The organism is Nocardiopsis sp. FR4 (assembly GCF_009830945.1).
In the GTDB taxonomy this organism is placed as follows: Bacteria; Actinomycetota; Actinomycetes; order Streptosporangiales; family Streptosporangiaceae; genus Nocardiopsis.
The window spans coordinates 12,193-25,408 of record NZ_VWVV01000018.1; the positions used below are offsets into that span (position 1 = coordinate 12,193).

The window sequence follows — 13,216 nt, forward strand, 5'->3', positions numbered from 1 at the left end:
GCGGGCGTGGTCGGGGCGGCTGTGGATACCCTGGGGCAGTCCGTCGGGCGTGTGCGCCCGTGCCCCCTCGCGGTTCCTGACCGATCCCCGCTGACCAAGGAGTCTTCGTCCCGTGCGTATCGCGGTTGCCGGTTCCATCGCCACCGACCATCTGATGTCCTTCGAGGGTCGGTTCGCGGAGCAGATCATTCCCGAGCAGATCCAGCAGTTGTCGTTGTCGTTCCTGATCGATGAGCTGGACGTGCGGCGCGGCGGTGTCGCGGCGAACATCTGTTTCGGGATGGGCCGGTTCGGTCTGAACCCGGTGCTGGTGGGTGCGGCCGGGGCGGACTTCGAGGACTACCGCGCCTGGTTGGACCGGCACGGGGTGGACACGTCGGCGGTGTACATCTCGGAGTTGCGGCACACGGCGCGGTTCATCTGTACGACGGACCGGGACCAGAACCAGATCGCGTCGTTCTACGCGGGGGCGATGTCGGAGGCGCGCAACATCGAGTTGCAGCCGATCGCCGAGCGCGTGGGCGGGTTGGACCTGGTGCTGGTGGGGGCGGACGACCCCGAGGCGATGGTGCGGCACAGTGAGGAGTGCCGTACGCGCGGTATCGCGTTCGCGGCGGATCCCTCGCAGCAGTTGGCGCGGATGGAGGGTCCGCAGGTGCGCACGCTGATCGAGGGCGCCTCGTTCCTGTTCACGAACGAGTACGAGAAGGCGTTGGCGGAGCAGAAGACCGGGTGGTCGGACGCGGAGGTGCTGGCACGGGTGGGGACCCGGGTGACGACGCTGGGCGCCAAGGGGGCGCGGATCGACCGGGCGGGCGAGCCGAGTGTGCACGTGCCCGCGGCGTCGGTGGGTGAGCTGGTGGACCCGACGGGTATGGGGGACGCGTTCCGGGCGGGTTTCCTGGCGGCGCACTCGTGGGGGCTGTCGTTGGAGCGGGCGGCGCAGGTCGGTAACGCCACGGCGGTGCACTGCCTGGAGGCGGACGGGCCGCAGGAGTACACGTTGACGCCGGAGTCGCTGTTGGCGCGGATGGAGGTCTCCTACGGGGCCGCGGCGCGGGCCGAGGTGGAGCCGTTCGTGTAGCGGGGCTGGTCGGGGTGGTGTCCGCGAACCCGTAGAGTAGGGAGTCGCGATTCGCACGACCCGGCCCCGGTGGCCGGTGTGTTCCGTGGGGTGGCCGTCTGGTGGTGGCCGCCGTGCGGGCCCGTGCCCTCCGGTGCGCTGAAACGCGTGCCGGCGACCCAGCCCGAGCCGTTCGCGAGGATCGCCGCGACGGTGGGGAACCCGTTCCGCCCGTGTGCCTGTGGTGCCCTGTGGCGGGCTCGGGCGCGTTGAGCGCCTCCCAGATCTAGGCCAGCCTTACCTGGGATTCCCTGAGTGAATTGTGAAAGGACATTGCATGCGCTACACCGGACCGAAGGTGCGGTTGTCCCGGCGCGCCGGCACTCCGCTGACCCGTAAGGCGGTCAGCTACTTCGAGAAGCGTCCCTACCCGCCCGGTGAGCACGGTCGTCGTGTGCGTCGCAACAGCAGCGACTTCGCGGTGCGTCAGGCGGAGAAGCAGAAGGTGCGCTGGTACTACGACCTGACCGAGAAGCAGCTGCTGCGGACCTACGAGAACGCCAAGAAGCGTCCGGGCCGTACCGGTGAGGAGATGCTCGCCGAGCTGGAGCTGCGTCTGGCGACGGTCGTGCTGCGCGCGGGTCTGGCGGCGTCGATCTACGCGGCCCGTCAGTTCGTGAACCACGGTCACATCACCGTGGACGGCAAGAAGGTCGACATTCCGTCGTACCAGGTCAAGCCGGGTCAGATCATCAGTGTCCGGGAGAAGTCCCGGAACATGGTGCCGTTCGTGGAGGCCGCCGAGGGCGTGCACGCCGACGACAAGATCGCCGGTTACCTCGCGGTGAGCCACAAGGACCTGCGGGTGGCGGTCACCGACCGTCCCAAGCGTGAGCAGATCCCGGTGCCGTTCGACGAGCAGCTCGTCGTGGAGTTCTACGCTCGCTAGTGCCGGGTGGTCCCGTCCCCTCGGGGCCGTCTGGGCGTGTGGGGGCCGTGCGGAGGTGTCCGCGCGGCCCTTCGCCGTGTCCGGGGCGTGGCGGCGGGGGAGGGGCCGGCCGTGGTGGGCCCGGGGGCGTGCCTGGTGACGTGCGCGTGTTCCGGTGCGTCGTCAATCGTTATCGAACCGGAACCGAAACTCGTGGGATGGCCGTGACGGTGGGGTTTTCGGCTCCCGGGCGGCCTCGGAGGGGCGGGGCGTCGGGGGTCAGTACTTGCGGCGGATGTGAAACGCGCTACCCCGCGCCAGGGGTTGCTCGGTGACGAACTCGTGCATCTTCATCCGGCACCAGGCGGGGATGTCGGCGCGGGCGGCCGGGTCGTCGGCGGTGACCGCGATGACCGCTCCGATGGGCACTTCGTGCAGTCGGGCGGCCAGCATGATGATGGGGATGGGGCACTTGCGGCCCACGGCCTCCACGGTCACCGTCGGGGGCTGGGGCGGTGGATACTCGGGCACGTGCGACCCCTGGTGCGTCGTCCTGCGGTGGGTACCATCCTGGCCTGATCGGGCCCGTAAGGCGAACCCGGTTAAGGGCGCCGTAAACCCAGCGATACGCTCGCCTTGGTCTCTCCTCGTCGACGCGTTCGTACCGCCCCCGCGGGTGGTGGGACGGGATCGGCGACCAGAGGGTCCGGGGGAACGCCGGGCCGCGCTCCGTAGCCAGCCGGGAGGGTGACCTCCGCGGGCGAACGGGCCCGGCTCCGCGTGCCGCCGTGTGCTTTCACCGGAGTGTCTGGCAACACGCTGACCAGGCACGCCCCGGGCGGGGGCGCTGGGCGGTTCGCGATAATGTTTCCCCCTGCAAAGCTTTGAAACAGGCCGCCCGTGGAGGATCCACGGGCTACACCGCTGGGAAGGCAATCCGTGAGTCCGACCCGCCAAGAGAATCGGCGCTCCCATCCGCGCCGATGGGCACCACGCGGCGCCGCGCTCGCCGTGCTGGGGCTGGCCGCGACCGGCTGCGCGTCGAACGATCTCACTCGTTTGGGCATGCCGGAGCCGATCACCAACCAGGCCGAGCGTGTTCTCTCGCTCTGGCAGGGCTCCTGGGTGGCGGCTTTCGCGGTCGGCATCCTCGTGTGGGGGCTGATCGCCTGGTCGATCATCTTCCACCGCAAGCGCTCTGAGCAGCTGCCGCCCCAGGTGCGGTACAACCTGCCCATCGAAGCGCTCTACACCGTTCTGCCGATCGTCGTCATCTCGGTGCTGTTCTTCTTCACCGCCCGGGACCAGGCGATCCTGCTGGACACCGACGAGCCCGCGGACGTCAACATCGAGGTCGTGGCCTTCCAATGGGCCTGGCAGTTCAACTACCTCGACGACAAGAAGGAGAACGGCGGGGAGGTGCTCTTCTCCGAGACGGGTATCCCCAACCCGGACGGCACCGCCGACCCGTCGACCCAGACCACCCTGGTCCTCCCCGAGGGTGCGACGGTCCACTTCGACCTGCACTCGCCGGACGTCATCCACTCGTTCTGGGTTCCCGAGTTCGGTTTCAAGATGGACGTCATCCCCGGCCGGGACAACGCCTTCCAGGTGGACGTCAACGAGGGGACCGCGGGCGAGTACGTGGGCCGCTGCGCCGAGCTGTGCGGTGTGGACCACGCCCGCATGCTCTTCAACGTCCTGGTCCTTCCCCAGGACGAGTACGACGCCTGGGCCGCCGAGCAGGAGCAGGCCGCCTCCCAGGCCGAGACCGAGGCCGCCGAGACCGAGGAGCAGCCGGAGTCCGGCGAGGGCTCGGGCGCCGAAGGCGCCGGTGCCGAGGGCGACACCGACGAAGAGGGTTCCGGCTTCGGTGGTTCCGGCACCGAGGAGAATGAAGAGTAATGACCACGACGGACACCTCTCTCGCGAGCGTCGGCAAGGCGCCGGCGCCCAAGGGGTCGCTCATCGTCAAATGGATGACGTCGACCGACCACAAGATCATCGGGTACATGTACCTGATCACCTCCTTCGCCTTCTTCCTGCTGGGCGGAGTGATGGCCCTGGTGATGAGGGCCGAGCTGTTCGTGCCGGGGATGCAGGTCGTCTCCAACGAGACGTTCAACCAGATGTTCACCATGCACGGCACGATCATGCTGCTGATGTTCGCGACCCCGCTGTTCGTGGGGTTCTCGAACGTGATCATGCCGCTGCAGATCGGGTCGCCCGACGTGGCGTTCCCGCGCATGAACCTGTTCAGCTACTACCTGTTCCTGTTCGGCAGCCTCATCGCCATCAGCGGGTTCCTGACCCCCGGCGGTGCCGCGAGCTTCGGCTGGTTCGCCTACACCCCGCTGTCGGACGCGGTGCGCTCGCCGGGACTGGGCGGTGACCTGTGGATCCTGGGCCTGGCGGTCTCGGGTCTGGGCACCATCCTGGGCGCGGTCAACTTCATCACCACCGGCCTGTGCATGCGCGCGCCCGGTATGACGATGTTCCGCATGCCGATCTTCACCTGGAACACGCTGCTGACCAGTGTCCTGGTCCTGATCGCGTTCCCGGTCCTGACCGCGGCGCTGATCGCCCTGGGCGCCGACCGCATGGTGGGCACGCAGGTCTACAACGCCGAGCACGGCGGCGCGATCCTGTGGCAGCACCTGTTCTGGTTCTTCGGCCACCCCGAGGTGTACATCATCGCGCTGCCGTTCTTCGGTATCGCGACGGAGATCCTGCCGGTGTTCAGCCGCAAGCCGATCTTCGGCTACAAGAGCCTGGTCGCGGCGACCATCGCGATCACCGGCCTGTCGGTGACCGTGTGGGCGCACCACATGTTCCCGACCGGCGCGGTGCTGCTGCCGTTCTTCTCGTTCATGAGCTTCCTCATCGCGGTTCCGACCGGCGTGAAGTTCTTCAACTGGATCGGCACGATGTGGCGGGGGCAGCTCTCCTTCGAGACGCCGATGCTGTTCGTGATCGGCTTCCTGGTGACCTTCCTCTTCGGCGGTCTGACGGGTGTGCTGCTGGCCTCGCCGCCGATCGACTTCCACGTCACCGACTCCTACTTCGTGGTGGCGCACTTCCACTACGTGGTGTTCGGCACCGTGGTGTTCGCGATGTTCGCGGGCTTCTACTACTGGTGGCCCAAGTTCACCGGCCGGATGCTCAACGAGGCGCTGGGCAAGTTCCACTTCTGGCTGCTGTTCCTGGGCTTCCACGGCACCTTCCTGGTGCAGCACTGGCTGGGCGCCGCGGGCTTCCCGCGCCGCTACGCCGACTACCTGCCCACGGACGGCTTCACCGAGCTGAACCAGATCTCCTCGGTGTCCTCGTTCGTCCTGGCGGCCTCCACGCTGATCTTCTTCTGGAACGTCTACGTCACCGCGCGCCGGGCTCCGCTGGTGACGGTGGACGACCCGTGGGGGTACGGCAACTCGCTGGAGTGGGCGACCTCCTGCCCGCCGCCGCGGCACAACTTCACGTCGCTGCCGCGGATCCGGTCCGAGCGTCCGGCGTTCGACCTGAACCACCCGCACGCCGCGGCCCCGGGCTCCGTCCCGGTGGGCGCCACGAAGGAGTAGGGGCGCATGAAGACGCAGGCCTATCTGTTCATGGGCGTCTCGACCTTCTTCGGTCTTGCCGCCGCCCTGTACGTGTTCTGGTCCTACCAGGACACGGGCACCATCGAGTGGACCGGTACCACCGCCCTGGTGGTCGCCATCGGTTTCGGCTGGATGGTCGGCTTCTGGATCTGGCAGGCCGCCCGGCGCAGTGAGCACTTCCACGGGCTCCCCCCGGAGGAGCGGCTGGACGGCGAGATCCAGGAGAACGCCGGCGAGTACGGGTTCTTCAGCCCGCACAGCTGGTGGCCGCTGTTCGTGGCGCTGGCCGTGGCCTTCACCGCGGTGGGTGTGGCCATCGGCTGGTGGATGGTGATCATCGGCGCCTTCGCCATCATCCTCACCGCCATCGGCTGGATCTTCGAGTACTACCGCAAGGAGTTCCAGCACTAGCTCGCGGTGCCCCCAGCGCCTGGCCCCGGTGGCCGGTCGGATTCCCGACCGGGCACCGGGGCTTCGCCGTACCGGTGAGGCCACGAGCCCGCCGGCGCGGTAGGGGACGAAAGGTAGGCTGCTGGACAGGACGGAGCAGCCAGGAGCCCCGCGGGCGGCGGACCGTCCGCTTCGGGGCTCCGTCGCAAGGACGCTGGAGGTCCTGACTTGAAGGCACGAGTCTCCCGGGCGGCACTGCGCCGCCTGGCGGCCACCGCCGCCGTCGCACTCGCGGCGGCGGCCTGCACCACCACCCCCGAGACCGGGCCCGGCCCCGAGCCCTCGCCGAGTCCGGAGCCGAGCGGGCCGCGGGTGGAGATCACCCCAGAACAGGGCGCCGAGCAGGTGCCGCCCAACACCCCGGTGCGGGTGTCGGCGGAGGAGGGCACCCTCACCGAGGTGCGGGTGGAGCAGACCCCGCTGGAGGGGGAGGCCGCGGAACGGGCCGGTGCGCCGGAGGAGTTCCCGGGGACCCTGAGCGAGGACGGCGCCTCCTGGACCAGCGAGGGCAACATGTACCCGGGGTCGGCGGTGACCGTGCGCGCGACCGCCGAGAACGCCGAGGGGCTGACCTCGGAGGCCGTCGCGGAGTTCCGGACCCTGGCCGCCGAGCCGGGGCGGCGCCTGGAGCTGGTCTCCAACTTCCCCGCCACCGGGGACACCGTGGGTGTGGGGATGCCCGTCATCGTCAACTTCGACCTGCCCGTGCGGAACAAGGCCCAGGTCGAGAACTCGATGGAGGTGACCTCCGAGCACGCGGTCGAGGGCGCCTGGAACTGGGTCGGCGACCAGATGGCGGTGTTTCGGCCGCGCGAGTACTGGGAGCCCTACCAGCGGGTGAGCGTGGACCTGCGCCTGGCCGGGGTGGAGGCCTCAGAGGGGGTCTACGGCATCGCCAACCACCGCATCGAGTTCGACGTGGGCCGGGAGATGATCGCGACGATGCACGTGCCCGACCACGAGATGAGGGTGGATGTCGACGGTGAGGTGGTGCGCGCCATCCCGGTGAGCAACGGCAAGGCGGACAAGCGCTTCAACACCACCACCTCCGGGATCCACCTGACCATGGAGAAGTACGAGTCGCTGGTGATGGACGCGGCCACGGTGGGTATCCCCGAGGACTCGCCCGACTACTACAAGCTGGACGTGAAGTGGGCGGTGCGGACCTCCAACAGCGGGGAGTTCGTCCACGCGGCGCCCTGGAACGACCGGATCGGCTCGGCCGACGTCTCCAACGGGTGCACGAACATGTCGGTGGAGGACGCCCGGTGGTTCCACGGCCAGGCGCTGATGGGCGACGTCCTGGAGACCACCGGGACCGACCGCCAGCTGGAGTGGGACAACGGGTGGGGTTTCTACCAGCGCTCCTGGGAGGAGTGGCTGGCCAGCAGCGCCACGGGGGAGCCGCAGGTGACCGACGGGTCGGGCACCCCCGGCTCCGTGCACGGCGAGGGCCTCTAGTCCGGCAGGTCCTGGGAGCCGTTGAGGAGGGCGTCCAAGCGTGCGGCGGTGTGCTCCCAGCTCCACTTCCGGCTCACCCATTCCCGGCCGTGTGCGCCCATCTGGGCGGCGCGGTCGGGGTCCTTGAGTAGCCGGATGACGGCTCGGGCGGTGGGTCCGGGCAGGGAACCGTCCACGACCAGGCCGGTGCGTTCGGGCAGGACCGCGTCGGGTGCGCCGCCGGAGTCGCCCGCGACCACGGGCAGGCCGCAGGCGGAGGCCTCCAGGTAGACGATGCCCAGGCCCTCGGCCTCCAGGCCGCCGCGCCGGGTGCGGCAGGGCATGGCGAACACGTCTCCGGCGTCGTAGTGGGACGGCAGTTCCTCGTCGGTGACCGGTCCGGTGAAGACCACCGAGTCCATGCCGCGCGCGGCGGCGCGCAGGCGGTCGCGGTGGGGGCCGTCGCCGACGATGAGCAGGGCGGCGTCGGGGACGTCGGCCCGGATCCGGGGCCAGGCGCGGATGAGGGTGTCCTGTCCCTTGCGGGGGACGAGCCGGGAGACGCAGACCACCACGGGCCGGTCGCCCAGGCCGTGGCGTCGGCGGATGTCCTCGCCGCCGCAGCCGGGGCGGAAGCGCTGGGCGTCGACGCCGGGCGCGAGCTGGCGCATGCGTGCGGCGGCGTCGGGGGTCAGGGCGCGGGCCAGGCGGCGGCGGGTGTACTCGCCGAGGTAGGTGAGGGTGTCGGTGGTGCTGCCGATGCGGCGCAGTGCCTCGCGGGAGCCGGGGAGCGCGGCCCACCAGGTCTCGTGGCCGTGGCTGAGGGCGATCTGGCGTTTGACGGGGGTGTCGCGGCCCAGTCCGGCGGCCAGGAGGCCGAGGGGGGCGGCGGCGCCGTAGAGGACGGTGTCGCAGTCCTCCATGTCGGCGATGGCGCGGGCCCGGGCGGCCACACGGGGTGTGGGCAGCAGGACCCGGGCGGCGTCGCGTACGACGGGGAAGGGCTGGCGCAGGTCGAAGTGCGGGTCGGCTGCGGCGTCGGCCGGGGCGGGCGAGGAGCAGTAGACCACGACGGAGCCCTCGGGGCGGCGCAGGGCCATCTCGTGGACGAAGGACTCGATGCCTCCGGTCTTGGGCGGGAAGTCGTTGGTGATGATCAGGGTTCGCGGCACAGGGGGCAGTCTAGGGCGGGGTGGGGCGGGGGCGGGGGTGTGCGACACGCCCGGATTCCCGCGGGGAGGTGTCGGGATTATCGTGATCTACGACGTTAAGGTGCAGCTCGGGTCCTTGCGCAGGTGCGCCCCGCGACGCGGGGCGTCGCGGGGCGCACGGGGGTCAGGGGCGCACGGCGGCCACGAAGTTGGCGCGGTAGTAGTCGTTCAGGGTGACGGTGCCGATGGGGCGCGCGGAGGTGGAGGCGTGCACCATGACGTTGTCACCCGCGTACAGGCCCACGTGGCCGGGGCCGCTGCCGCCGGGGTAGAAGAACAGCAGGTCGCCGGGCTGCTTGTTCTCCCAGGAGACCCGCTGGCCCGCGTTGACCTGGTCGTAGGTGGTGCGCGGCAGGACCACGCCCGCGGCCCGCCAGGCGGCCTGGGTCAGGCCCGAGCAGTCGTAGCCGCCGGGTCCGGTGCCGCCCCAGACGTAGGGCTTGCCGATCTGGGCGTAGGCGAAGTCCAGGGCGACCCGGGCGTTGCCGGAGGCGGGCCCGGTGTAGCTGCCGCCCGTGCCGCCCCCGCTGCCCGTGCCGCCGCCGCTGGTGCCGCCGGCCGTGCCCGTGTCGGCCCCGGTCTGGCCGACGTTGGCGGTGGCCTGCGCCCGCTCCTCGGCGCTCAGCTCCTCCAGCAGGGCCTCCTGCTCGGCGATGGCGTCCTCGGAGGCCTCGGTGGCCTCCTCGGCCTCGGCCAGGGCCTCGGCGGCCTCCTCCTCGGTCGCGACGGCCTCGGCCTCCAGGACCTCCAGGTTCTCCAGCTCGGTCGTGTACTGCTCGAGCGTGCCGTCGTTGCGCTCGGAGAGGTAGTCCAGGTCGGCCTGGTGGGCCAGGGCGTTCTCGGGACCGGTGGAGTTGATCAGCTGGTGGAAGGAGGTGAGGTCGGTGCCGGAGTAGGTGCTGCTGGCGAGCTGGCGAGCGCCCAGACCCAGCTCCTCCACCTTCTCCCGGGTGGTCTCGATCTCCTCCAGGACCTCTTCGAGCTTCTCCTCGGCGGCCTCGTGGGTCTCCTTGGCCTCGTTGTAGGCCCCGTTGAGGGTGATGTACTCCTCTTCGAGGCGCTCGATCTCGGCGCGGACCTCCTCGACCGTGGGCTCGGCGTGGGCCACGGCGCCGGGCAGCAGCAGGGAGCAGGAGGCGAGGGAGGAGACGACCGCCGTGCGTCGCCCGAGGCGGCGGGATGCGGACACGTGTAGCACCTTTCTCCCCTCGTCCGCGGAACGTGCGGGGACAAGGGATGCACCGGGTGGGGCGCGGGTCCTGCGGCGCGCGGCCCGTGTGGGGACGGGCACGAGGGCGGGGCGGCCGGACCCGGATGCGGTTGTCACCGCCGGGGGGGCGGTGAGTCAGGGGCAACCGCACTCGGCGATGAACACTAGTGCATGCCTCGGGCCGCTCTCAACCTTTTCGTGATGTTCCCCTGGTAGGCGCACTGTGTCCGAAAAGCGGTCCCGTGTCCTTTAACGGTGCCCGGAGAACGCAGAGGGGCCGCCACCCGGCGGGTGGCGGCCCCGGGCGTCATCCCTAGGGGCGTACGGCGAACTGGAACTGGGAGCCCCAGTACGCGGCCAGGCCCACGACCTCGATGTTGCGGCCGGTACGCGGGGCGTGGACCATCTGGCCGTTGCCCGCGTAGAGCCCGTTGTGGCCCAGGTCGCCGAAGAAGAACATGATGTCGCCGGGCTGCAGGGCGCCCATGTCGTAGATGCGCTGGCCCACCTCGGCCTGCGCGTAGGTGGTGCGGGGCAGGTCCACGCCCGCGTTGCGCCAGGAGGCCTGCACCAGGCCGGAGCAGTCGTAGCCCGCGGGGCCGGTGCCGCCGTAGATGTAGGGCTTGCCGACCTGGGCGTAGGCGAAGTCCAGGGCCGCGCCCGCGTTGCCCGAGGCACCGCCGGTGTAGGACTGGCCCGCCTCGTCGTTGGCGCCCTCGGCGGAGGCGTCGGCGTCGGGGAACTGCTCCAGGAGCTCCTGCTGCTCCGCGATCTTGGCCTCGACCTCCTCCTTGGCCTCCTCGGCCTCCTCCAGGGCCTCCTCCGCCTCCTCCAGGGCCTCCTCGGCCTCGTCCTTGAGGCTGAAGAGGCGCTCGGAGGACTCGCCGAACTCCTCCAGCTGGGCCTTCTGCGCCTCCGAGAGGTAGTTCAGGTCGGCGTTCTGCTCCAGCAGGGCCTCGGGGCCGTCGGAGGTGAGGATGTTGGTCGTGGAGTCCAGCTCACCGGACTGGTAGGTGGCGTTGGCCAGCTGCTGGACCTTGCCGCGCAGCTCCTCGTAGCGCTCCTCCTCGTCGCCGACCTGCTCCTCGAGCTCCTCATAGAGGGTCTCGGCGACCTCGTGGTCCTCCTTGGCCTGGTTGTAGGCCTCCACCGCGGAGGAGGACTCCTCGTTGAGCCGCTCGATCTCGGCCTCGACGTCCTCCTTGGTCGGCTCCGCGTGGGCGGTGCCCGGGGCGATCATGGTGCTGGCGACGACCGCGCTGAGTCCGGTCGTAGCAGCGATTCGGCGAGCCGTACGCCGACCACCGGTGTTCTTCATGGCGGTCCACGCTCCTTGGGGTTGGGAAGATCCGCACAGGGGTGCTGGGAGATACGGTCACGAGATCCGTGCGGGGGCACGGGGAGGATTCCAGTGCGCGGTGCCCACCGGCGGGCACAGGGGCGGCCTTCTATCCGATGGTGCACACGACACTGCGGTAAAACCTAGCGGACCGCTACGCACGGCTCAACCAGGGGGCGCACACGTCACGTGCCCGGGCCCCCTTCCCGCGGACGGGGCGGGAGGGGGCCGGGCCGCTCAGCCGTAGGCCTCCAAGCGGTGGAGGAAGATGGTCGAGGGCACCGCGCGCGCCCCGGCCCGGCGCACCTCCCGGACGATCTCCCGGTCGGAGGTGACCACCGCGATCGGCCGCCCGGGGGGTTCGGCGCGCACCAGCCGCACGATGAGCTCGTCCGCGGTCTGCCCGGGGGCGCTGAACAGCAGCCGGACCCGGCGGGGGGAGGCCACCACCGGCGGGGTGTCCACGTCCGCGCCGTCGAACACGCAGGTGATCTCGGCCTTGGTGCGGCTGGCCAGGCCCTCCAGGGAGTTCATCAGGCGGGTGCGCTGGTCGGCCAGGGGGAGCGTGCCGTAGCCGGTCTTGGTGACGTTGTAGCCGTCGACCAGCAGGTGCACCCGCGGCGCGGTGAGCAGGTGGTCGAGGAGGCCGGGGTCGTCGTCGGGCAGGCCGCCCAGGGAGACCCGTCGCTGCTGTTCGGTCCCGGTGACCAGGTCGGCGGGGTTGTCCAGGGCGGTGGGCAGGGCCAGCTCCCGGCGCAGTCCGTGCGAGGCCTCCACCAGCACGTCCAGCAGGACGCGCAGGCGGGCCTCGTCGGCGTTGCGTCCGGTGCGTACGGCGCGCCGGGCGTTCTCCACCTGGGTCTCGGCGTCGGCCAGGCGTGAGCGCAGCCGCCGGTTCTCCGACTCCAGGGCGCTGATCCGCGCGGTCGCCTCCGACTCGCGGTCGGCCGTCTCGTTCAGGGTCCGTGAGGCCCGTTCGGTGGCCTCCTTGGCGCGTTGGCGTTCGGTGTGCACCTTGCGGCGCAGTTCGGCGATCTCGGTGCGCTGGGATCTGAGCTGGGAGCGCAGGCGGTCGAGTTCGGCCTGGTGGTCGTGGCGGGTCTCGTCGAGTTGGCGGCGGGCGGCGGCCAGGGCCTCGGCGGCCTCGTCGACCTCCTTGGCGCTGGTCTGGCGGTCGAGTTCGCGGTGGACGCCCTCGATGATGTCGGCCCATCCCCGGGGGCGCAGCAGGTAGGCGCAGGCCGCCACGGCGACGGGGTCGGCCGCGGGGGGGACCAGGCCCGAGCGCAGTCCCTCGGCGAGTTCGGGCCAGACCTGTTCGACCCTGGCGGCGACCGTGGCGCGGAAGGAGGCGTCGGTCTCCAGCTGGGCGGCGATCTGGGGTCCGGCCAGGCGGGCCCGGCGCCGGGGCTCGAACCTGGCCACCCGGCGCAGCAGCGGCGGCAGGTCGTTGGCGCGCATGCCGCCGAGCACGTCGGAGCCGTACTCCACGACCCTGGCGCGCACCGGTTCGGGCAGGGGGCGGGCCAGGTGTTCGGTGTCGTGGCCGGGGGCCCCGTCCCCGGGTGCCGTGTCGTCCCCCGGAGGTGCCGCGCGGGCGTCGCCGTCCAGCGGGCCGGTGCCGTCCGGTTCGCCGCCCGCCTCGGGGCGGGCGCTCATGCCTGACCCGTCGTGCTCTCCGCCGGGGAACCGGGGGCCGACCGGTCGGCGTCGGGGCGGGCGATGACCTCCACGCTGTCGGTGGCGCCGCACCAGCGGCACCGGACGCTCTCGACGGTCTCGGAGAGCACGGTGCGCTCCTCGACCGCGCCGTCACCGGCGAGGTCGAAGTGGAGGTAGTCCTGGGAGCGGAGGGTGCGGGTCACGTCGAACCGTGTGAGATTGCCGCATCCGGTGCACCGCCACCGCTCACTGTCACCCGGCATCGCGATCCCCACGGTTCCTCCTCTGCTCGTCCCGGCGCTGTCCCGCCGGTG

The 13,216-nt window shown here is 70.9% G+C and carries 12 protein-coding genes; 6 read left to right on the forward strand and 6 right to left on the reverse strand.

Annotated features, from left to right (window positions below):
* Positions 1-112: 112 nt before the first annotated feature.
* Together FYW95_RS17440 and rpsD are read left to right on the forward strand one after the other, a co-directional pair.
* Positions 113-1,084, forward strand: a complete 972-nt coding sequence (locus tag FYW95_RS17440) for a carbohydrate kinase family protein (protein ID WP_159942194.1) — start codon at positions 113-115, stop codon at positions 1,082-1,084.
* Between the two features lie 316 nt (positions 1,085-1,400).
* Positions 1,401-2,012 (forward strand): 30S ribosomal protein S4, encoded by a 612-nt coding sequence (gene rpsD, locus FYW95_RS17445; protein ID WP_159942193.1) that lies wholly within the window; start codon positions 1,401-1,403, stop codon positions 2,010-2,012.
* A 258-nt stretch (positions 2,013-2,270) separates the two neighbouring features.
* On the opposite strand, the gene FYW95_RS17450 is transcribed toward rpsD, so the two are convergent.
* Positions 2,271-2,522: a sulfurtransferase TusA family protein gene (locus FYW95_RS17450; RefSeq protein ID WP_160050561.1), complete on the reverse strand. Its 252-nt coding sequence runs from the start codon at positions 2,520-2,522 to the stop codon at positions 2,271-2,273.
* A gap of 534 nt (positions 2,523-3,056) precedes the next feature.
* Between FYW95_RS17450 and coxB the strand changes: the two genes are divergently transcribed.
* From coxB to FYW95_RS17470, 4 genes are all read left to right on the forward strand, one after another.
* Positions 3,057-3,896, forward strand: coding sequence for an aa3-type cytochrome oxidase subunit II (coxB, locus tag FYW95_RS17455; protein ID WP_159942191.1), 840 nt, complete (start codon positions 3,057-3,059; stop codon positions 3,894-3,896).
* Positions 3,896-5,569 (forward strand): aa3-type cytochrome oxidase subunit I, encoded by a 1,674-nt coding sequence (gene ctaD / locus FYW95_RS17460; RefSeq protein WP_159942190.1) that lies wholly within the window; start codon positions 3,896-3,898, stop codon positions 5,567-5,569. The genes coxB and ctaD overlap by 1 nt, the downstream gene beginning before the upstream one ends.
* Positions 5,570-5,575: 6 nt before the next feature.
* Positions 5,576-6,001 (forward strand): cytochrome c oxidase subunit 4, encoded by a 426-nt coding sequence (locus tag FYW95_RS17465; protein WP_159942189.1) that lies wholly within the window; start codon positions 5,576-5,578, stop codon positions 5,999-6,001.
* A gap of 207 nt (positions 6,002-6,208) precedes the next feature.
* Positions 6,209-7,501 (forward strand): L,D-transpeptidase, encoded by a 1,293-nt coding sequence (locus FYW95_RS17470; RefSeq protein WP_236567730.1) that lies wholly within the window; start codon positions 6,209-6,211, stop codon positions 7,499-7,501.
* On the opposite strand, the gene FYW95_RS17475 is transcribed toward FYW95_RS17470, so the two are convergent.
* The 5 genes from FYW95_RS17475 to FYW95_RS17495 form a co-directional block, all read right to left on the reverse strand.
* Positions 7,498-8,652, reverse strand: a complete 1,155-nt coding sequence (locus tag FYW95_RS17475; RefSeq protein ID WP_159942188.1) for a glycosyltransferase family 4 protein — start codon at positions 8,650-8,652, stop codon at positions 7,498-7,500. The two genes, FYW95_RS17470 and FYW95_RS17475, sit on opposite strands and share 4 nt — an antisense overlap.
* A gap of 163 nt (positions 8,653-8,815) precedes the next feature.
* Positions 8,816-9,880, reverse strand: coding sequence for a C40 family peptidase (locus FYW95_RS17480; protein WP_159942187.1), 1,065 nt, complete (start codon positions 9,878-9,880; stop codon positions 8,816-8,818).
* A gap of 334 nt (positions 9,881-10,214) precedes the next feature.
* Positions 10,215-11,219 (reverse strand): C40 family peptidase, encoded by a 1,005-nt coding sequence (locus FYW95_RS17485; RefSeq protein WP_159942186.1) that lies wholly within the window; start codon positions 11,217-11,219, stop codon positions 10,215-10,217.
* 258 nt (positions 11,220-11,477) lie between these two features.
* On the reverse strand, positions 11,478-12,899 hold the full coding sequence (locus FYW95_RS17490) for an NYN domain-containing protein (RefSeq protein WP_159942185.1): 1,422 nt from the start codon (positions 12,897-12,899) through the stop codon (positions 11,478-11,480).
* Positions 12,896-13,177: a hypothetical protein gene (locus FYW95_RS17495; RefSeq protein ID WP_159942184.1), complete on the reverse strand. Its 282-nt coding sequence runs from the start codon at positions 13,175-13,177 to the stop codon at positions 12,896-12,898. The genes FYW95_RS17490 and FYW95_RS17495 overlap by 4 nt, the downstream gene beginning before the upstream one ends.
* Positions 13,178-13,216 lie beyond the last annotated feature (39 nt).